At 41.8% G+C, this 20,561-nt stretch carries 20 protein-coding genes and 1 pseudogene; 15 read left to right on the top strand and 6 right to left on the bottom strand.

The features are described 5' to 3' along the window. The 9 genes and pseudogenes from Q1V93_RS13400 to Q1V93_RS13360 form a co-directional block, all read left to right on the top strand. Nucleotides 1-413: pseudogene (locus tag Q1V93_RS13400) on the top strand (hypothetical protein); the annotation flags it as partial. A gap of 3 nt (nucleotides 414-416) precedes the next feature. Continuing rightward, on the top strand, nucleotides 417-1,565 hold the full coding sequence (locus Q1V93_RS13395; protein WP_300665394.1) for a beta-ketoacyl-ACP synthase III: 1,149 nt from the start codon (nucleotides 417-419) through the stop codon (nucleotides 1,563-1,565). After that, nucleotides 1,566-1,964, top strand: coding sequence for a hypothetical protein (locus tag Q1V93_RS13390; protein WP_300665393.1), 399 nt, complete (start codon nucleotides 1,566-1,568; stop codon nucleotides 1,962-1,964). Continuing rightward, nucleotides 1,964-2,971: a BtrH N-terminal domain-containing protein gene (locus Q1V93_RS13385; protein WP_300665392.1), complete on the top strand. Its 1,008-nt coding sequence runs from the start codon at nucleotides 1,964-1,966 to the stop codon at nucleotides 2,969-2,971. The genes Q1V93_RS13390 and Q1V93_RS13385 overlap by 1 nt, the downstream gene beginning before the upstream one ends. Before the next feature lie 5 nt (nucleotides 2,972-2,976). Next, nucleotides 2,977-3,720, top strand: coding sequence for an ABC transporter ATP-binding protein (locus tag Q1V93_RS13380; RefSeq protein WP_300665391.1), 744 nt, complete (start codon nucleotides 2,977-2,979; stop codon nucleotides 3,718-3,720). After that, nucleotides 3,720-4,997, top strand: coding sequence for an ABC transporter permease (locus Q1V93_RS13375; protein WP_300665390.1), 1,278 nt, complete (start codon nucleotides 3,720-3,722; stop codon nucleotides 4,995-4,997). The genes Q1V93_RS13380 and Q1V93_RS13375 overlap by 1 nt, the downstream gene beginning before the upstream one ends. A 3-nt stretch (nucleotides 4,998-5,000) precedes the next feature. Then, nucleotides 5,001-5,270 carry a phosphopantetheine-binding protein gene (locus Q1V93_RS13370; protein WP_124747500.1) on the top strand — a complete coding sequence of 90 codons (270 nt, stop codon included), beginning with the start codon at nucleotides 5,001-5,003 and terminating at the stop codon, nucleotides 5,268-5,270. A gap of 4 nt (nucleotides 5,271-5,274) precedes the next feature. Further along, nucleotides 5,275-6,474: a beta-ketoacyl-[acyl-carrier-protein] synthase family protein gene (locus Q1V93_RS13365; RefSeq protein ID WP_300665388.1), complete on the top strand. Its 1,200-nt coding sequence runs from the start codon at nucleotides 5,275-5,277 to the stop codon at nucleotides 6,472-6,474. Beyond that, nucleotides 6,465-7,502 (top strand): beta-ketoacyl synthase chain length factor, encoded by a 1,038-nt coding sequence (locus tag Q1V93_RS13360; protein ID WP_300665387.1) that lies wholly within the window; start codon nucleotides 6,465-6,467, stop codon nucleotides 7,500-7,502. Before Q1V93_RS13365 ends, Q1V93_RS13360 begins: the two co-directional genes overlap by 10 nt. A gap of 549 nt (nucleotides 7,503-8,051) precedes the next feature. Here the strand turns inward: Q1V93_RS13360 and Q1V93_RS13355 are convergent. The 4 genes from Q1V93_RS13355 to hemA all read right to left on the bottom strand — a co-directional run bounded on the left by Q1V93_RS13355 (nucleotide 8,052) and on the right by hemA (nucleotide 11,666). Next, a complete protein-coding gene (locus Q1V93_RS13355; protein ID WP_300665386.1) occupies nucleotides 8,052-8,714 on the bottom strand; it encodes a sterol desaturase family protein in 663 nt (220 codons plus the stop codon). A 155-nt stretch (nucleotides 8,715-8,869) separates the two neighbouring features. Beyond that, on the bottom strand, nucleotides 8,870-9,544 hold the full coding sequence (locus Q1V93_RS13350) for a uroporphyrinogen-III synthase (RefSeq protein WP_300665385.1): 675 nt from the start codon (nucleotides 9,542-9,544) through the stop codon (nucleotides 8,870-8,872). Continuing rightward, nucleotides 9,519-10,430, bottom strand: a complete 912-nt coding sequence (gene hemC, locus Q1V93_RS13345; RefSeq protein WP_300665384.1) for a hydroxymethylbilane synthase — start codon at nucleotides 10,428-10,430, stop codon at nucleotides 9,519-9,521. The genes Q1V93_RS13350 and hemC overlap by 26 nt, the downstream gene beginning before the upstream one ends. 9 nt (nucleotides 10,431-10,439) lie before the next feature. Then, nucleotides 10,440-11,666: a glutamyl-tRNA reductase gene (gene hemA, locus Q1V93_RS13340; protein WP_300665383.1), complete on the bottom strand. Its 1,227-nt coding sequence runs from the start codon at nucleotides 11,664-11,666 to the stop codon at nucleotides 10,440-10,442. Between the two features lie 202 nt (nucleotides 11,667-11,868). Here hemA and Q1V93_RS13335 point away from each other — a divergent pair, with 202 nt between their 5' ends. After that, nucleotides 11,869-12,138, top strand: coding sequence for a four helix bundle protein (locus Q1V93_RS13335; RefSeq protein ID WP_367183807.1), 270 nt, complete (start codon nucleotides 11,869-11,871; stop codon nucleotides 12,136-12,138). A gap of 18 nt (nucleotides 12,139-12,156) precedes the next feature. Here Q1V93_RS13335 and Q1V93_RS13330 read toward each other — a convergent pair whose 3' ends face one another. Then, nucleotides 12,157-12,915, bottom strand: a complete 759-nt coding sequence (locus tag Q1V93_RS13330; RefSeq protein ID WP_300665381.1) for a membrane metalloprotease — start codon at nucleotides 12,913-12,915, stop codon at nucleotides 12,157-12,159. A gap of 256 nt (nucleotides 12,916-13,171) precedes the next feature. On the opposite strand from Q1V93_RS13330, the gene Q1V93_RS13325 reads away from it, so the two are divergent. Continuing rightward, nucleotides 13,172-14,716, top strand: a complete 1,545-nt coding sequence (locus Q1V93_RS13325) for an acyl-CoA carboxylase subunit beta (protein ID WP_300665380.1) — start codon at nucleotides 13,172-13,174, stop codon at nucleotides 14,714-14,716. 73 nt (nucleotides 14,717-14,789) lie between these two features. On the opposite strand, the gene recJ is transcribed toward Q1V93_RS13325, so the two are convergent. Beyond that, entirely contained in the window at nucleotides 14,790-16,514 is a 1,725-nt protein-coding gene (gene recJ, locus Q1V93_RS13320; RefSeq protein WP_300665379.1) for a single-stranded-DNA-specific exonuclease RecJ, read from the bottom strand. Nucleotides 16,515-16,539: 25 nt separating this feature from the next. On the opposite strand from recJ, the gene Q1V93_RS13315 reads away from it, so the two are divergent. The 4 genes from Q1V93_RS13315 to Q1V93_RS13300 all read left to right on the top strand — a co-directional run bounded on the left by Q1V93_RS13315 (nucleotide 16,540) and on the right by Q1V93_RS13300 (nucleotide 20,517). After that, on the top strand, nucleotides 16,540-17,184 hold the full coding sequence (locus tag Q1V93_RS13315; protein WP_300665378.1) for a hypothetical protein: 645 nt from the start codon (nucleotides 16,540-16,542) through the stop codon (nucleotides 17,182-17,184). 115 nt (nucleotides 17,185-17,299) lie between these two features. Continuing rightward, nucleotides 17,300-17,476, top strand: a complete 177-nt coding sequence (tatA, locus tag Q1V93_RS13310) for a twin-arginine translocase TatA/TatE family subunit (RefSeq protein ID WP_300665377.1) — start codon at nucleotides 17,300-17,302, stop codon at nucleotides 17,474-17,476. Between the two features lie 20 nt (nucleotides 17,477-17,496). Further along, a complete protein-coding gene (gatA, locus tag Q1V93_RS13305) occupies nucleotides 17,497-18,903 on the top strand; it encodes an Asp-tRNA(Asn)/Glu-tRNA(Gln) amidotransferase subunit GatA (RefSeq protein ID WP_300665376.1) in 1,407 nt (468 codons plus the stop codon). 15 nt (nucleotides 18,904-18,918) lie between these two features. Next, nucleotides 18,919-20,517 (top strand): lytic transglycosylase domain-containing protein, encoded by a 1,599-nt coding sequence (locus Q1V93_RS13300; RefSeq protein ID WP_300665375.1) that lies wholly within the window; start codon nucleotides 18,919-18,921, stop codon nucleotides 20,515-20,517. Nucleotides 20,518-20,561: the final 44 nt, after the last annotated feature.

Genomic DNA, 20,561 nt, shown 5'->3' with positions numbered 1-20,561 from the left:
GCCAAAAAACCAAAAAATGGGGCATTTTCCCGAAACCGGGTATTTCCGATGAAGACATTGAAAACGTCAGCGAATTCGGAGCCTTACTTAAGAACAAATTAGAAACCAATCAAGAAGACACGTTCCAGGATGCATTGATCGCAAAAGGGGGTGTCATTATTCCCATATCCATTTTATTCATTGAATCCAGAGCTAAAAAGCTTTTTTTAATTTGGGCGAACCTGATTACCAGTAAAACAGAGAAAGGCGGAAACCGGAAGTTCTGGGTGAACTTCTTCAAATATTACTTGATTTTCGCTTTATTTATCGTTTCACCGATAGTTTTAACGATATATCATATCTTTGTACGCCCCTTTACAGGAAGACATATTAAACGCGAATTAGCATATTACAGAGGCACTCAATTGAGATAAAGAATGAGTTTGAAGGAAGTATACATTACACGTACGGCATCTTTTTTACCGAATAATCCCATTTCCAACGATGAGATGGAAGATTACTTGGGTCTAATTAATGATCGTGCATCCAAATCACGAAGAATCGTTTTGCGCAATAACGGAATTAAGAGCCGTCATTATGCGATTGATAAAACTGGTCAGGCAACCCATACCAATTCACAAATGGTTGCACTTGCAATTCGCAAGTTGTTTGAAAACAAGCCCGAAGAGATCAAAGAATTAGATCTGATCAGCTGTGGAACTTCTTCCCCGGAACAAATGATGCCGTCTCACGGTGTAATGGTTCACGGATGGTTGCCCGAATCAGGAAATATTGAAGTGGTTTCTCCGGCAGGGGTTTGCTGCTCCGGAATGCATGCAATGAAATATGCTTACATGTCTATTTTGACCGGAATGAGCAAAAAGGCGGTTTCATCTGGTTCTGAGCGTTTGTCGCGCGTTTTGCGTTCCGACCAGTTCGAATTGGAAATTCAGAGACTAATCGAATTGGAAGAAAATCCGTTCATTTCTTTCGACAAAGATTTCCTGCGTTGGATGCTTTCCGACGGTGCGGGTGTTTTCATGCTCGAAGATCAAAAAAGCAAAGACGGGATTTCCTTACGCATCGACTGGATGGAAGGAATTTCTTTTGCCAATCAGATTGAAGCATGTATGTACATGGCTTCCGAAAAAAATCCGGACGGTACCTTGAAAAGCTACATGGATTTTGAACCTCAGGATATGATTGAGAAATCCATCCTGAGCATCAAACAGGATGTGAAATTACTGGATCAGCATATCGTGAAACTGGGTTTCAAAAAAATGTACGATACCCTCACAGAAAAAGGCATCAAAAAAGAAGATATTACGTGGTTCCTTCCACACATGTCGAGCTATTTCTTCGCAGATAAAATCTACGATGAATTGGTTACATACGATTACGAGATTCCGAAAGAACGTTGGTTTACCAACCTGGAAACGCGTGGAAATGTAGGTGCAGGATCCATTTACCTGATGGTAGACGAATTGTTCAACAGCGGTAAATTGAAAGCAGGTGACACGATCCTGCTTGCAGTTCCTGAAAGTTCAAGATTCTCATACGTTTTTGCGTACTTAACTGTTTGCTAAATGAAAAAGTCCGAAGTTCCTCAAGATAAAAGTGCTCTTGAACATTTTACAAGGGAGGTTTGTTATGTTAAGAACGAAGAAGGACATTACGATACTGAATTAAGTACCGGCTGGGAAACCAAAAAAGTAGCTTTAGATGAAGCCTGGAAGGAAATCGAACGAAGAACTTCCGATGCAAAAGAGAAAATAAAAAACGGTGAGGCAAGTCCTATTCTTTTCTTTATGGAAGAAAAATTGATGGATCTGACTGTTTTATCAGGCTATACAGGCATTTGGAAATTCCGGATCAAAAGACATTTGAAACCGGGAGCATTCAACAAATTAAACGACGCTGTTCTCAAAAGATATGCAGACGCGTTTGAAATTTCCGTTAACGAACTCAAAAACTTCAAAGCTTAGTGTCAGAATTTATTCATCACCAAACAGCGCATTGTGAAAATGGCGTAACAGTAAGTCTGTTAAAGCACCAAGGTGTTGATTTCATTTCAGAGCCTTTGGCTTTCGGAATGGGTTCCGGACTATTCTATATTCATATTCCGTTCATGACCGTGAATAATGGTCCGGCTATTTCGTTCAGAACCATGCCCGGAGCTATTTTCAAGCGTACGTGTAAAGCACTGGACGTAAAGGTTGAACGCAAAAAATTCAAAGATCCGAAAGAGGCCATGGCGTTTTTGGATTCAAAATTGGCTGAAGGAATTCAGGTTGGATGTCAGGTTGGTGTATTTCACTTGCCTTACTTCCCGAAGGAATACCGTTTTCACTTCAACGCACACAACCTGATCGTTTTCGGAAAAGAAGGAGACCGTTACCTGGTAAGTGATCCGGTAATGGAAATAACAACTTCTATCAGTGCCGAAGAATTGGAAAAAGTACGTTTTGCAAAAGGCGCACTTGCTCCGAAAGGACACATTTATTACCCGGTTGAGGTTGGAAGTATTACTCAGGAACAAATCAAAAAAGCAATTGTGAAGGGAATCAAGCGCAATTGCAGAGATATGCTGAAAATCCCGGGATCCGTTGCCGGAGTGAAAGGAATTGTCTACACCTCTAAGAAAATCAGAGGCTGGAGAGAAAAATTGGGTTCGCGCCAGGCCGCATTGCATTTAGGACAAATCGTTCGGATGCAGGAAGAAATCGGAACAGGTGGTGGTGGATTCCGCTTTTTGTATGCTGCATTCTTAGAAGAGGCTGCTGCCATTATGCAAAACGACGAATTGCTCCGTGTTTCCGAAAAAATGACCAAAGCTGGTGATTTGTGGAGAGACAGCGCTCTTTTGATGTCTGGAATCTATAAAGGCCGTTTAACAGAACAAAAAGACTTTGACGCCTGCGCAGACCTTTTGGTAAAGATCAGCGAAGTAGAAAAAGACGCTTTCCAGGATCTGGCGAAAATTAAATTCTAACTGAAATGCAGGAGACCCTTTTGCATGTTTCAAAGGTTTATAAATCCTATAACAGAAGCACTACTCCCAGTTTGGACGGAGTGGATTTCACCATTTCACGTGGCGAAATTGTAGGAATTTTCGGACCGAACGGAGCAGGTAAAACGACCTTGATCTCCATTTTGTGCAGCATTCTCGACCCAACATTGGGTTCTGTCGTTTATTCACTGGATGGCGAAAAAACACCGAGAGAAATTCGCGATAAATTAGGATTTGTTCCCCAGGATTTTTCCTTTTTCCCCGAACTTACCGCAAAACAGAACCTGGAATATTTCGGAAGTCTGTACAATATCAAAAGTGCTGTTTTAGATCAGAAAATGGACGATTTATTGCAAAAAGTAGGGCTTTCTCATGTAAAAAACAGCAAAGTATCTACTTTTTCGGGGGGAATGAAGAGACGGTTAAACCTCATCATTTCCCTGCTTCATAATCCGGTGATCCTGTTTTTGGATGAACCGACCGTGGGTGTTGACGTTCAAAGCAAAATAGCCATCATGAGCCTCTTGCAGGAACTCAACCAACAAGGAACTACCATCATTTACACGTCGCATCACTTAAAGGAAGCGGAGGAATTCTGCAATCAGATCATTTTGATTGATCACGGAAAAATCATTGCATGCAATACCTTGACGAATTTGCTCGCAACACACGAAGTAAGTAACTTGGAGGATTTGATCCTCAAATTGACGGGAACCGTTTTACGCGACTAATGAAAAAATTAAGAGCATCTATCTGGAAAGAAATACTGTTAGTACTTCACGATAAAGTGGGCTTGCTATTGATGTACCTCATGCCGCTGCTTTTGGTTTTCATTATTACCATTGTTCAGGACAGCGCATTCCAGATTGTTAACGAAAACAAACTCACCGTTTTGATTTCCAATCAGGATGAAGGAAGTTTGGGCGATTCCCTGGTAAAAGCATTGGTACATTCCGGAAGCTTCGATATCAAGCGAAAAAATTCACTTTCGGAAGCAGCTGTTAAGCGAAATACCATTGACGAAGACGCCATGCTGGGGATTTATATTCCATCGAATTTCAGCAAACGGTTGGGAGACAATGCAAACAATATTTCCAAATTGATGCTGGAACAAATGGGAGTAATCGAAAAAGCGCCCAAAATGACTCCGAAGAAACAGGAAATTGCCATTTATTTTGATCCGGTGGTTCAGGAAAATTTCCGCATTTCGGTCATCAATGGAATACAGGCAATCACCAACGGGATTGAAAACGAGGAAATGGTTTCCAAATTGTTCCAGGAAATGGGTTACGATTCGATTCCTAAAAACATCCGTCAGGCCATCATTAACCGCGAAACTAAATTAAAAACTGCGAATGCCAGTTTAAATTCGGTTGCGGAACTCATTCCCAATTCAAGTCAGCACAACGTTCCGGCCTGGTCCATTTTTGCCATGTTCTTCATGGTGATATCCCTGGGTGGAAACATCGTTAAGGAACGCCTTTCCGGAAGTTTCTTGCGATTACAAACCATTCCACAGGCCTTTGTTCTGACATTGATCTCTAAATTTTTGGTTTATCTTTTTGTGGCCTTGTCCCAGCTATTGCTTCTTTTCCTGATGGGAATCTATATTTTCCCGCACATCGGATTACCGAAACTGGCCATGCCAAATGCCTTTTTACCGTTTTTAGTTGTTACCTTGCTTTCTGCTGTTTCGGCCATTTCTTATGCTGTTTTGGTTGGAACATATGCAAAAACACAGGAGCAGGCAAACGGATTCGGTGCTATTTCGATCATTATTTTTGCAGCAATCGGCGGAATTTGGGTTCCGAATTTTATTATGCCCGATTACATGCAAACCATTGGAAATATCTCACCTTTGAAGTGGTGTCTGGAAGGTTATTACACCCTTTTCTTGAAAAATGGTGCATGGAGTGAATTAATTGGAACTATATCTTTCTTATTTTTGTTCACTGTAATTTGTCAGCTGTTGATCTTCATCAAGTTGAGAATTCAAAATTATATTTAAAATATGACTACAAACAGAGAAGAATTAATCGTTGAGTTCAAAGAACATTTAATTAAGTATTTGAATTTGTTGGATTTAACTCCTGCAGACATTAAAAACGATGAAGTTTTGTTTGGTGGAGATCTGGGTTTAGACTCCATTGATTCCGTTGAACTAATCGTATTATTAGACCGTGAATACGGTATTAAAATCAAAAACCCAACTGAGGGAAGACAAATTTTGGTAGATGTAAATACAATTGTAGATTACATCATTGAGAATCGCACAAAATAAATTTATGGGTGAAATTGTTGTGACAGGAATGGGTGCAATCAGTTCAATTGGTTTAACAATTGCTGAGAACCTTCATTCCCTGCAACAGGAAATTTCGGGAATTAAGAAAGCAAAGCATTTCAAATCGCAGTATACGGAATCACTGGTTTTCGGTGAAATCGATCAAAGCGATGAAGAACTCCTTTCCGAACTGGGGCTCGAAAAAGGGCTCGGTTATACCCGAACTTCACTCATTGCCATAAAGGCTTTCCGGGAAGCTATTGCAAATGCCAATTTGAGTTTGGAAGAGGTTTCTTCAACACGCACGGCTTTTATCAGCTCAAGCACCGTTGGAGGAATGTGCTATACGGATGATTTGTACAACGATGCAAACCTTCAGGGCACTCCATCCGAATTTGTGAAGAACTACGAAGGTTCCGATCATGCACTGCAAATCGTTCGTTTGTACAACATGAAAGGAATCACCGACGTGATCAATACTGCTTGCTCTTCTTCTGCAAATGCCATTGCGCTGGGCGCACGCTTGCTGGAAACCGGGAAAGTAGATCGCGTTATCGCCGGAGGAAGCGACTGCCTGGCAAAATTCACTGTCAACGGATTCAATTCACTTCGCATTCTGAGTGAAGAGCCCTGCAAACCTTTCGACACGAACCGCGAAGGATTGAGTTTGGGTGAAGCCGCTGCATATGTTGTTTTGGAACGGAAAGAAGATGTGAAAGATCCGGGTAACATTCAGGCGAAATTTGCCGGTTTCGGAATTTGCAATGACGCTTTTCATCCTTCTGCCACTTCTGATGACGCCAGGGGGCCGAGAATGGCCATGGAACTGGCTTTGAAACGCGCCTCCCTTCAATCTTCGGATATCGGCTACATTAACGCTCACGGAACAGGAACTCCGAATAATGATATCACGGAATCCTACGCGTTTTCAAAATTATTTGAGCAAGTTCCCCCCTTCAGTTCAACCAAATCCTATGTCGGACATACCTTGGCAGCAGCCGGTGTGATCGAAGCAATCTACAGTATTTTTGCGCTTCAGCAGCAAGAACTTTATCCAAGTTTAAGAGTACAGGAACCGATCAAAGATTTTTCGTTCCGCCCTGTATTGAAATATACACCTGAAACAGAGATTAAACATGTTCTTTCCAATTCCTTTGGTTTTGGAGGAAATTGCACCTCTTTAATTTTTTCAGCATGTACATAACCGATTTATACGCTATTTCACCACAAAAAACTCACGATCTGTCTTTTGAAAACGGTGACTGGCAAACGCTCAATCAATACATCTACACGGCTATCGAACCTTCTTACCAGGATTTGATCCCGAATGGCCAATTACGCCGCATGGGAAAAGCTGTAAGAATGGGAATTGGCGTTTCATTGCCATTGCTCGCAAGAAACCCGAAACCGGACGGAATCATTTTCGGAACGGCAAACGGCGGTTTGGAAGACTGCATCAAATTTTTGAATCAGATCGTAGAATACAACGAAGGAACGCTCACTCCTACCAACTTCGTACAAAGCACACCCAACGCCCTTGCAGGACAAGTGGCATTGCTTTCCGAAAATCAAGGCTACAACATGACTCATGTAAACGGTTCTTTGGCTTTTGAATCGGCGTTATTGGATGCCGTATTGTATTTTGATGAACATCAACAAACGGATAAAAGCATTCTGTTGGGAGCAGTTGAGGAAATTTCCGATTACAATTACAACATCGACCGCCTGGGAAACCGTTTTAAAGAAGAATTGATCTCCAACAACGATTTATTAAACTCCCAAACAAATGGTTCTTACTGCGGAGAAGGATCCACACAATTCTTTCTAAGCAACAATCCGAAGGGAAGTTTGGCAAAATTCAGCGCATTCAAACAATCTTCCAGTCTTTCAGAGGAAGAGATTGTGGATTTCGTTCAGGCCTTTCTTGCAGAACAAAATCTCAATCCGGCAGATATTGATTGTTTGCTTCTGGGCAAAAACGGAGATATTTTGACCGATTCCTGGTACGATCAGGTACAGGGGTTATTTAGAAACAAACCCCTTGTTTTCTTCAAAAAAGCCGTCGGAGAATACCGCACCGTCAGCGCATTTGCAAGCTACCTGGCTGTCCGGCTATTGAATGGCGGCGCAAAGCACCTGGTAGAAAATGGCACAACAGATCAACCGCGCACTATCCTTATTTACAATCATTTCGACGCTGTTCGTCACAGTTTGATCCTTATTCAAAAATAAGGTTTCACATTCAGGAGACCACTGCAAAGAAACAATTCAGTTTTCAAAATTCCTGTATTAGAGTTTAGATGATCATTTCTCTGGAAAGTGAACCTCAATTGTAGAAGAAGTTACGGATCGGAGGATTGAGATAATACAGTTGACTTGGTTTGGCAAGTCCGGTAAGAGTCCTTTAGCCGACCTGAATCACAATTTTATAAATTTATAAAATTATGTGGAATCCCTATTTTTATTAGTGTTGCATCCCGAATAGACAAATTCTGTCAATCAAAAAGCTTTTCTCTGTTCCTATACTCAGCTCATACCTGACAATTTCCTTTTCTCCCGTCTTCGAACTCTTGATTCCTATTTTTCCTTCTAGTCTTCCGTTTGAATTTGTGGGAAAAATCACCCGGATTCTCCTATAAAACCAATTCAAAAAAAAATCCCCGTGCTCTTTGTACGCCTCATGGTAAGCAAACCACTAAGAGCAAAAAGTACACGAGGATCTCAGGTATTCCCAAATAAACGCCTGTTAAGCAAACCCGGAGGCCTTCTTAAAACAAGTATTTACTTTTTCAGGATTGTTATGGTTTTTCTTCCTTTAATCGGCATCGTACGGAAAACAATGTCCCAGATAGGTGTTGAAACTCCAAACGCCTTATCATGCTGCTGATAATGGTGAATATTGTGATGTCTCCACCAAAAGTTAAAACGAGCCGGAGCCGGTTTGCTGTGCACCATCCAATGGATCGTGATGTAAACCAGGTAACCGATTAAAAATCCGGGACCAAAAGCAAGTGCAGGGCCTCCCATAATCAGGTAGAAGACTGCAAGAAACAAGCTTGCGATCGCCAAACCAGGAACGGGAGGAAGAATAATGCGATCCTCATCGCTCGGGTATTGGTGATGAATCCCGTGAAATACATACTGCATTCCCGTGTCATAAGATGCGTCCTTGATTTTGTGATAAACAAAGCGGTGCAACACATATTCGCCCAGCGTCCATGTAAAAAACCCAAGAAAGAACAATGAGATCAGGCTAATTGCCGTTCCTTGAAAATAGTACACATAAAACCAAAGCCAAAAAGCTGCAAAAATGCTGTACAAAACGATAATGATCCAAAGCTTTGTTTTTGTTAAAACCTCGAGAAGCGGGGACTTAAACAGCTTAGGCGATTTTTCATCTGGATAAACGCGGAATTCATAATTTTCATTAGAAGTTGATTCCATAGAATAGAAATTAGTGAGTATTACTTTTTGAATTTAAAACGTCAATTTTGGCACTCGTTGTTCTATTAACAACACCACAAAGTTAAACAACTTTGAAAGTAATTGGTTCTAAAACATAACTAAATTTAGCTCTTTTAGTTAAAAAAATCTAATTTTTAGGAATTTAATTTTTGAAGGATTTTCAACAATTCTGAATAGGTGGAAGTCCTTAAAATGTAGTCGGATTTAGAGCCCTGATTTACAATTCGTTGATGTGTCATTTCTCCCCAGGAAACGATGATTGCATCTTTCGGAACTGAATTTATGGAGCTAAAACTCTCATAATTAGACGGACTCGTAAATATGTACATGGAAAATGCCTCCATCAGCCGGATTGGTGTTTCAATCGTTTGGTAAACCACTAACGGCTTTCGCTGATTCGGAGGAAGCGCTGTTTCGATGGATTTATTGGATCTGGTTGATTGCGGAAACAAGGCAATTCGCTCGTTTAACCACGCTTTGAAATCTGCAGCAACTTCTTTCGGGCTTCCGGCATTCTCTCCGGCAAATGAAACGGTAAATCCGGCAGCTTCGATGTATTTTTTAGTTTCATTTCCAATACAGGCAATCTGCTGATCCTTTTTCCATTCAATTCCTTTGGAAATAAAGAAATCAAATGACCGGGGCGATGAAAAGAAAACAACGTCCCATTCCGACGGAAGTTCGAATTCAACAGCATCAAAAGAAATCAATGATTTTCGGAGAATGAAAATGGCATTTTCCTCACAAAAAGAAACCAACGGAAGAGACGAATCGCTTTCTGAACTAAGAAATATACTCCTGATCTTCATCTTCCTCTGCCAATAAGGCTTCCAGAACCACATCGACCATGTCCAGATCGTGCGGACCTTCGAATTCATACCACTGAGCTCCCTGCTCCCACTCGTGAGCAAAAGCAACCAGCAATCTTCCTTCTTCCGGACAATAAGCTCCCAACGGAAGCTGACAACCGCCTTGCAAACGATTCAGAACCGTTCTTTCAAGTGCAATCTGAGATTGAATATCGACATGATTCATTGCCTGCATAAAATCAAACAACTCATGGTCGTTCTCGCGAATCTGTAATGCTAAAACACCTTGTGCAGGTGCCGGAACAAATTGTTCAGGATCCAAAACCACTTCATGCATTCCCTGCAAATCCAGTTTCAAACGATCCAACCCCGCTTTTGCCAATAAAATGGCATCGTACTCTCCGTCAACCAGTTTTTGAAGCCTTGTCGGAACATTTCCCCTCAAGTCTTTGATATTCACATCCGAACGGTAACCGATCAATTGTGCTTTTCTTCTTGCCGAAGAAGTTCCCACAACCGCTTCTTGTTTCAGGTTCCAGAATGCTTCCGGGTCAAATGCCTTCGGGTGAATCAATAATACATCTGCAGGGTTTTCACGTTCGGAAACCGCTGCTATGATTAATCCTTCGGGAGGATTTGTTTCTAAATCTTTATGAGAATGCACTGCCAGATCAATAGACTCTTCCAGCAAAGCCTGTTCGATTTCCTTGGTAAAGAATCCTTTTCCCTCCAGTTTGTCGAAGCTTAAATGCTGAATCTGGTCTCCCTGAGTTTTGATAATTGTAATGCTTACTTCTGCTCCGAGGTCTTCCAATTGCTTTTTAACGTGGTTTGCCTGCCAAAGTGCCAGATCACTTCCGCGCGAACCGATACGAATTTTTCTCATGAAGTAAAATTACGATTTAAACATGATTTCTTTTGCCATAATCATGGGCATACTCATGTATTTTTTCTCCATATAACCAACTACCTTTTCCAGGATCTCCAGGGAAGAAGGATCCAGCTGATCCAATTCGTTTTTAAAAATTTCATTGAATGCCGTTGCGCGGATATCTTTGACCATTTGCGGAACCGGTCTCATGGCTACTTCAATAGCACGGAACTTGGCAATATTGCGGAATTCATTATTTGCTTCTTCCAGGATTTGCTCCACATGAATCACTTCCTGCGAGCGTTCCTGCAAATGACTGTCTGAGATTTTCTGAAGCACATCAATCGAAATGCTTCTTGTGGGGAATTGTTGATGAACTTCTTCCGAAATATCACTCGGAAGTGCCAGGTCAATGGTGATTTTAGGTGCAGAATCTCCGTTCAATAAAGTTTCATAAAGTTCTGCATTCACCATCGTTTCTTCCGCACCCGTACAGGAAACCAAAATATCAAAACCTCCTTTGTACGTCTTCAATTCGGCAAGCGGATATGCTAAACCGCCCAATTCTTCCGCCAAAACCTGTGCTTTTTCAAGTGTCCGGTTGAAGATCACAAAATTCGACATGCCGTGTTTTTTCAAAAAACGCAGCATCGCCGTGTTTGTAACTCCCGATCCGATCGCCAGTACGCGTGCATCTTTCGGAGCATCAATTCCTACCAAACGCTGGTAAGCAATCGAAACCACCGATACCGGTTTTTGAGAAATCTTTGTTTCCGTATAAACGCGTTTCGCCGTTTCGATCGTGTGACGGAATAAAATACGCAGAGTATCTCCGGATAAACCCAAGTCTCGCGATTGTTCGTAAGCCTGGCGAACTTGTGTAATGATTTCCCGTTCACCGATTACCAAAGAATCAATGGAAGCAGCAACGCGAAGCGCATGATTCACAGCGTCCATTTTCCCGAAAATCAATGCGTTTTCAGCGAAAAAAGTCACTTTTTCTTCGTCGAATTCAGGATAAAGTGCTGAAAAGAAGTCAATCAGAAATGCTTCGGAAACCAGTTCGTTTGTCACTAAAAAGTATTCCACCCGGTTACAGGTCGACAAAAACATGATTTCGTCAATGTGTAAACGTTCTTTCAGAATTTGAAAACGCGACTGAACAGCATCTTGTTCGATGTGTAAACGTCCGATTTTGGAGACTTCCAAATTTCGATGTGTAAAAGCGATTGTGTGCAGTTGCTTAATCACGAATGGTAACTTCTAGTGTTATTCCTGCAAAATTGGGAAACGGGAAGTTCTGAATTGTCAGAAAACTGTCAGGTTTGTTAATTTAGAATGGTTATAAACAAAAACTAAATGCAAATTGAAAAGGTAAAAAATGATACAATCGTATCACAAATGGATGTTTTTCCCCGAATTAAATAGGGAAAGCAAACGAAAACCATGAAAAATACTGAATTCGACATCAAAAAAAAGAACTTTTCAAGCTGCCCTGGAGACATTGTTACTATGTAAGAAAATCCGGGAATCAGATCGAGAGTTTATTTTAACCAAACAACTTATTCGATCCGCAACTTCAGTTCGCGCAAATATTCGTGAATCAAGAAATGCTCAAAGCAAAAAAGATTTTATTCATAAGGAATCTGTTGAGTTGATGCGTATTTTAAGCAGCATTTTACTAAAATCAAAAGCAAATCTGAACATGAAAAAAGGAGCTTAAAAACTTTTCACTTTAAAATTATTTCCCGCCATTCTCTTTCAAATCCTTCACACAATTGTCATCCAAAATCGGGATCGGAGCATTTCCTAATAAATTATTGAAAATCGTTCCGGTTTCCGCTTCCCAATACATCAAACAATCTGAATTGTCACAATGTGCGCCATGAGCAGCATCCTGATGTGCATAATACATATTCGACCCGTTGTTGACCAACCCAAGAATATGCCCGAGTTCATGATTCATAACAGCTGTTTCCAACTTGTACAATTCCGGTTCTCCGAATCCGCCCGAATGATCTTGCAATGTTTTCTCGTAAATAACCATGGACGTATTGTAATATGCCTGGCCCAACACCATGCTTCCTCCCTGATTTTCGTTGGAAGGCCCGTCCAAAAACAAAAAGTAGATCGCCAGATCCTTTTTATACGTGAATTCTTGCCGCGTATCGGTTTCGATTGTTCTGACATCACTGATCGAATAAGCTGTTTTGCCCTGGGCAGAAATTTCGTGATACGTAAAGGTAATTCCTCCCGGTTTGTTGCAAAACTGGCTGATCATCGCTTTCAGATTGTTCATGGCATCATCTGTTGGGCGGTAACCGGTCATATACACAATTTCCACCGTGAGCGATTCGTAATCCTTGTCTGAAAGAATCTTATGTGCAGAAGAACCCACTTCCTGACGATGAAATTTCTCAATGCGGCGTTTGCTATCCTTTTTACAAGCTGTAAAAGCAAAAATGACCAAAATCAGGAGGTAAAAATTGAAGCTTCGCATAGTCAACTGTTCTTTGAACTAAGATAGTATTTTCTGAAAAAGGAAAACAAGACCTGAATTTGAAATAATTATAAAAGCACTTCGCCAACCCGTCATATCAGGCAAAAAATACATAAAAAACTGAAAATCAATTACAAATAAATGGAAACGTGTATCCGGACAAACACCTTTCGACAGCTGATTTTTGTTCTCTTATTCTCCCGAAAACTGATTTTTAACATGAAAGTGTATCTTTGGTGTCCACAAACCTTTTTTCATGAAAGAAAAGAATGCTGAACTGATTCAAAAACGAGAAGCTGCTCAATTGGGCGGCGGACAAACAAGAATTGATAAACAACACGCACAGGGAAAACTAAGCGCGAGAGAGCGCATTACCTTATTAATGGACGAAGGCTCATTCCAGGAAATCGGAATGTTTGTGGAACACAGAGCAACTTCTTTCGGCTTAGAAAAAACAAAAAGTCCGGGTGACGGTGTGATTACCGGGTTCGGAACGATTTACGGAAGAATTGTCTATGTTTTCTCCCAGGATTTCACCGTATTGGGAGGTTCTCTTTCCGAAACACATGCTCAGAAAATCTGTAAGGTTCTGGACCTTGCGATGAAAAACGGTGCTCCGGTAATCGGATTGAACGATTCAGGTGGTGCCCGAATCCAGGAAGGCGTTGTTTCTCTTGCGGGATATGCAGATATTTTTTACCGAAACACACGTGCTTCCGGAGCAATTCCTCAAATTTCCGTCATCATGGGACCATGCGCCGGTGGAGCCGTTTACTCTCCCGCATTGACGGATTTCGTTTTCATGGTAGAAGATACTTCTTACATGTTCGTAACCGGACCCAACGTAGTAAAAACCGTAACACACGAAGAGGTTAGCTCGGAAGATTTGGGCGGGGCAAAAGCGCATGCCGAAAAATCCGGAGTAACACACTTTACAGCAGCAAATGATGTAGAATGTTTGCGTAAAGTTCGTGAACTATTGACGTATATGCCGCAAAATGCGATGGAATTGGCTCCTCAATTCGACAACGTTTTGTTCGCAAAAGAAAAATTAAACCGCATCCAACATATCGTTCCCGACAATTCAAACCTACCATACGACATTCGCGAAATCATTGATTGTTTGATCGACGATGATACCTTCCGTGAAGTTCAGGCAGATTTCGCACCGAATATCGTGGTTGGTTTTGCGCGTTTGGATGGAAGATCCGTTGGAATCGTTGCCAATCAACCTTCTTCTATGGCCGGAGTTTTGGATATCGATTCTTCACGCAAAGGAGCACGTTTTGTTCGTTTTTGTGATTGTTTCAATATTCCGCTTTTGGTATTGGAAGATGTACCCGGATTCCTTCCGGGAACGGATCAGGAATGGCGCGGAATTATTACACACGGAGCAAAATTGCTCTACGCTTTCTCTGAAGCAACCGTTCCAAGAATTACGGTAATCACCCGTAAGGCTTACGGTGGTGCTTTCGACGTCATGAACTCTAAGAACATCGGTGCAGACTTGAATTATGCATGGCCCACAGCGGAAATCGCTGTAATGGGTGCAAAAGGAGCTGCCGAAATCATTTTCAAATCGGAAATTGCTGCTGCTGAAGACAAAGAGGCAAAATGGAAAGAAAAAGAAGCGGAGTATGCAGATATGTTTGCCAACCCGTACCGCGCAGCTGAAAGAGGTTTCGTTGACGCTGTGATTCTTCCGGAAGAAACGCGCGCTACGTTGATCGCTGCTTTCAAATCCCTGGAGAAAAAATCAGAAACACTTCCAAAGAAAAAACATGGGAACATCCCTTTGTAATAGAAAATTGATAAGAGAAGGTGATTACCGTTAGGAAAATCACCTTTTCAATTTTTACATTTTCAATTCTCAATTAAAGCGTTTCCCTGATATCCTTCACCTGGATCTGCAAAGTTGTTTTGTCATTCCAGGTATTGGCTTCCAAAGTAAATGCACAGTCAAATGCACAACCGGACGCAACCAGGTCGGCTTTATCCGCCATACTGAAACCAATCGCCGAAAGCCGGATTCCTTTAGCCGGATCTACCAGGTCAAATTTCAAATGCGCTTCTTTCAGAATCCGCTGCTTTTCCGCGTATACGTTTCTGACGCAAAAAACCGGCTTGTCGTTTCCGGGACCGAAAGGCTCCATTTGTTCCAGCATTCTATAAATTCTGGGAATCTGAAAAGCAGATTCTCCTGCTAAAAACAAATCGGAAGGGGCAATTTCCAGATCAATGACCAAATCTTCCACCTCATCCAAAGGCTGAATGTGCTTCTGCACATAGGCATCAAAATGTTCTTTGAAAGGGATAATATTTTCTAAAGGCATGGAAAGTCCGGCCGCATGCTGATGTCCCCCAAACTGAGTGAGTAAATGTTCGCAAGCCGTAATCGCTTCATATACATTGAATCCCGAAACCGAACGTGCAGAACCGGTTGCTTCTCCTTTGTTTTCTGTCAGAACAATGGTTGGGCGATAATGATGTTCGATCAATCGCGAAGCAACAATTCCCACAACTCCTTTGTGCCAGTCGGACTGAAAAACAACCGTTGATTTCCGGTTTGAAAACAATTCGTCGCGTGCGATCAGTTCCAAAGCTTCTTCTGTTGTTTGCGCATCCAGAATCCGCCTTTCGGAATTGTATTCGTCAATTTCCAAAGCAATCTTCTTCGCTTCCTGCTTTGATTCGGCCAATAAGAGATCAACCGCTCTCGATCCGCTTTTCAAACGGCCGGCAGCATTGATTCTCGGAGCAATGGTAAAAACGACATTCGACAAATCGAGCGGGAAAGAACGCTGCGCCTGTTCCACCAACGCCAACACACCGATCCGCGGATTTTCATTCATTCGCTGAATGCCTTGTTTGCATAAAATCCGGTTTTCTCCTGTTACCGGAACAATATCCGCACCGATTGCGATCGCAACCAAATCCAGGTAATCAAACAATTTCTCCGTACTTTTTCCGGTTTTTGAAAACCAGGCTTGCAATAATTTAAAACCAACCCCGCAACCGCACAATTCCTTGAACGGATATTCACATTCCTCCTGCTTGGGATCCAGCACTATGCAATCCGGAATGACGGAACCCGGCGTATGATGATCACAAACAATGATCTCCAATCCTTTTTTCTTCGCATAAGCTACTTTTTCCACTTCTTTGATTCCGCAATCGAGTGCAATCATCAACGTGCAGCCTTTCTCCAAAGCAACATCAATCCCTTTGTAGGACAAACCATAACCTTCATCGTAACGATCCGGAATGTAAAAATCCAGGGAAGCGTAATCTTTCAAAACACTGTAGACCAAGGCCACAGAGGTTGTTCCGTCCACATCGTAATCCCCGAAAATGGTAATCCGTTCTTTGTTTTCGATCGCCGAATGGAGTCTTTCGACCGCCAAATTCATGTTCAACATTAAAAACGGGTCGTGCAAGTCACTTAATTCCGGAGTAAAAAATGAACGAATCCGGGGCAGAGTTGTAAGATTTCTTTGAGTAAGCAAAGAAGCCATAATCGGACTCACTTTTAAGTCGTTAACCATGGCCTGAATATTGTCGGTAGTTGGTCTTTGTTTGATAAACCAGTGTTTTTGCATAAATTTCCGTTTTCTAATATAAGTTATGAAAAAAGTTCTTCTTGTTTTTACCCTTTTTGTTCATTTATTCAGTTTTTCTCAAAAAACCGTCCAATTTTCAGATCCGCTTCCATTCGGAAGCCCTTCCCAGACAACCACCGATAAAATTCATTTTGGAAAGTACAAAAGTAGCGATTCACAGGCGACTTATGTGATTGATGAAAAAGGGATCTCTATCGTAACCCTGGTTGTTGCAAGCATCAGCCGCGAACAGGTTCGGGAATCATCCAAACTGCAGGTCAGAGGAAATTATTTGTTCGGAATCAAAGCCAACGACTCTGTTCCCTGCGTATTGGAAGGAGAAAACTATTATTACGGCATCGAATCGAAATTGATGATTGCCGGAGAAGGCTCTTTGAATACATTCACCAAACTCAGTGCCAACAAATACGTCATTAATTTTCACGAAGGATTATACTTCGAACCCAGTTTAGTGAGTTTTTCGGGCAAAACAATGACGATTATTCACAGCGAATTGAAGTATCAACCGCTTTTCGAATCGATCTTGCAAATCAACACGATTACGCGCTATGGCTCGGAAGTAGCGATTCTTGCTCCGACCTTTGAGCAATGGGAACGTCTGGAAAAAGCCTTGTTTACAGGTCAAAAGCTGCTTTATACGAAAGAATAAACGGGCGCTTCTTTTCCTAAAAAACCTTAAGAATTTCGATCAAAACCCAACCTGTCGCATTTTTAACAGAAAACATATCTGATATTTCCTTAATTTTGGCACAAATTAGGAAGTTATGAAATTAGGTGCAACAGAAATTATTTTAATCCTTGCTGTAGTTCTTTTATTGTTCGGAGGGAAAAAAATTCCTGAATTAATGAAAGGTCTTGGAAAAGGAATCAAAGAATTCAAAGACGCTAGTAAAGGCGAGGACGGTTCTTCTGCTCCAACAACTACAGAAGAGAAAAAATAGATTAAGTCAATCCATTCTACATGTATAGAACATTTTCGGAAGTTAAAGTTGCACTCTCCGCAGGGAAAACTGTGGAGAGTATCGTGCATTCTTACTTAGAGCAAATTGAAAAAAACAAGCATCTGAATGCCTTTTTGGAAGTATTTACAGAAAGTGCGTTGGATCAGGCTCGTTTGGTAGATCAAAAGTTAGCTTCGGGAAAAGCAGGTAGATTGGCTGGAATGGTTATCGGGTTAAAAGATAACATCTGCTACAAAGGTCATGCTGTGAGTGCAAGTTCGAAAATCCTCGGAGGTTTCGAATCGCTTTATTCGGCTACCGTTGTTGAACGGCTTTTAGCGGAAGATGCCATTATGATCGGGCGTTTGAACTGTGATGAGTTCGCAATGGGTAGTTCCAATGAAAATTCGGCATTCGGCCCCGTGAAAAATAATCTTCGCCCAACGCATGTTCCGGGAGGTTCTTCAGGAGGTTCTGCCGTTTCGGTTTCTGCCGGATTGTGTACCGTTGCTTTGGGATCAGACACAGGAGGTTCTATCAGACAACCGGCTTCATTTACCGGAACAGTTGGTTTCAAACCAACTTACGGTCGTGTGAGCCGCTACGGCTTAATTGCTTATGCCTCTTCTTTCGACCAGATCGGGCCTTTTACCAATAACCTGGAAGATACGGTTCTGGTAATGGAAGTCATGGCCGGAAAAGATCCGAAAGATGCAACCAGTTCTTCCAAACCGCTTGGTTTTTCTACGGAAATTCCGGCGATCGGAAAAAAGAAAATCGCTTATTTGAAGGAAGCACTTGAAAACGAAAGTATTGATCCGGAGGTTCGAACGATGATGGAAAACACCATTGCCGGTTTGCGTGCCAAAGGTCATACCGTTGAAGGAGTAAGTTTCCCATATCTCGAATACCTCGTTCCGACTTATTATGTTTTGACAACTGCGGAAGCATCATCCAATCTTTCCCGGTTTGACGGTGTTCACTATGGCTACCAATCTCCAAAAGCCAAAGGAGTTGAAGAAACATACACGCTTTCCCGTTCGGAAGGTTTCGGAACAGAAGTAAAAAGACGCATCATGGCCGGTACGTTCGTATTGTCTCATGGATATTACGATGCGTATTATACCAAAGGGATGAAAGTGAGACGTGTTTTAAAGAATAAAACAAAAGAGATCTTCAGTCAGTTTGACTTGCTGATCTTGCCGACCACCCCATCCACTGCTTTTGAATTCGGTTCGATCAATGACCCGATTCAAATGTATTTACAAGATATTTTTACTGTACATGCAAACTTGACAGGAAACCCGGCGATCGCAATTCCAAACGGAATGCACAGCAACGGACTTCCATTGAGTTTACAAATCATGGCTGACGATTTCAATGAAGAAACTATTTTCTCATTAGCGGATCAGATCATGCAACATTAAAACCCTTATTTGCCTATGAAACGATTCGGATTCATCCCTCTGTTACTTTTTATTTGTTTGATTCATTCTGAGCACTCACTCGCTCAGCGAAAACCGAAGCCACCAGTAAAAGACACCGTAAGCGGAGAGGCATTTATCCGAATAGTAGATCAGAGTCTGAATCTCTACTACAATGATTTCGCAAAAGGATTGAATTACGACTCCATCATTGACGCGTTGGATTATGACGCGGGAACAATACCTGTTTTTACAGACGAAGATTACTGCAAACGACTTGCAAAGCTAAATCAGACGTCTTCTTTTGGTTTCGATTGTAACAACGTTTCCTTATCGACTATTAAGTTCTTTTCTCAAAACAGAAGAAATTTTGCGCGTGTCGTACTTGGACGTTCACGCCTGTATTTTGACCTGTACGAAGAAAAACTGGCTGAATACGGTCTTCCGCTTGAATTGAAATACCTTTCAGTCATTGAAAGCGGTTTGAGACCTCAGGTTAAATCACGTGCCGGAGCTCTTGGTTTATGGCAGTTCATGTATGCAACCGGAAAACAATACGGTTTGAAAGAGGATTCATACATCGATGAGCGCATGGATCCTGTAAAGGCAACAGATGCTGCTTGCCGCTACCTGAAAAAATTGTATGATATCTACGATGATTGGAATTTAGCATTGGCTGCTTATAACGCAGGACCGGGGAATGTAAACAAAGCAATCCGTCGTTCAGGAGGAAAAAGAACTTACTGGGAAGTGAGACCTTATCTTCCGAGAGAAACTCAGGGATACGTTCCGAATTTTATCGCGGCTACGTATTTATTGACCTATCACGCAGAACACAACATTCTTCCGGTTGAACCGAAAATCCATTTTTACCAATTGGATACCGTATGTTTGAACCGTGGAGTACACATGCAAACCATTGAAAAGATCGTTTCCTGGTCGGTAGAAGAAATTCAGGGCTTGAATCCGGTTTATAAAACATCCTACATTCCTCCGACATTACCACGTCAATGTGTGACCGGTCCTTTGGAAAAAATCGGATTACTCGTCAGTCTCGAAGATTCGCTGTATGCATTGGAGCAACGTATTTACGGTTCCGGAGGAATCAAAAATCCGCTTCCGACTGATGTTGCCGTCGATTCTCAAAATGATCAACTGGTTGTTTCGAATCCTGTCAACAGTAAGATTGATGTGCCGAAGACAAAAGTGGTCACAACGATCAATTATACCTATCACAAAGTGAAATCCGGTGAAAGTTTGGGAAGCATTGCTGCTCAATACAATGTAGCCATCCAGGAATTGATGAATTGGAATGATCTGACCAGCGCCCGCATCATGGTGGGAGATTTGCTGAAGATTCAGACCAAAGTCAGCACAACAGTTGAAAATGAAGAATACATTGAAGCCGTAAAAGACAGCGTTGAAAATTCCGGTACTGTCAAACCAACTCCGACACCAACGCCTGTAGTTGCGAAAAAATATTACTCTATCCGCAGCGGAGATACATTTTCCCGAATTGCAGCCAAACACGGAATGACCATGGGGCAATTGCAACGTTTGAACCCGGGAGTTTCTGCAAGTCGTATCCGCGTAGGACAACGCTTACGTGTTAAATAAGCCGGTATGAACTCGCTTGCGGTTGTCATCATTACCTTAAACGA

Source organism: Fluviicola sp. (genome assembly GCF_030151805.1).
In the GTDB taxonomy this organism is placed as follows: domain Bacteria; phylum Bacteroidota; class Bacteroidia; order Flavobacteriales_D; family Crocinitomicaceae; genus Fluviicola.
Note: the sequence above shows the minus strand (reverse complement) of the source record. Positions and strands in the feature narration are given on the sequence as shown.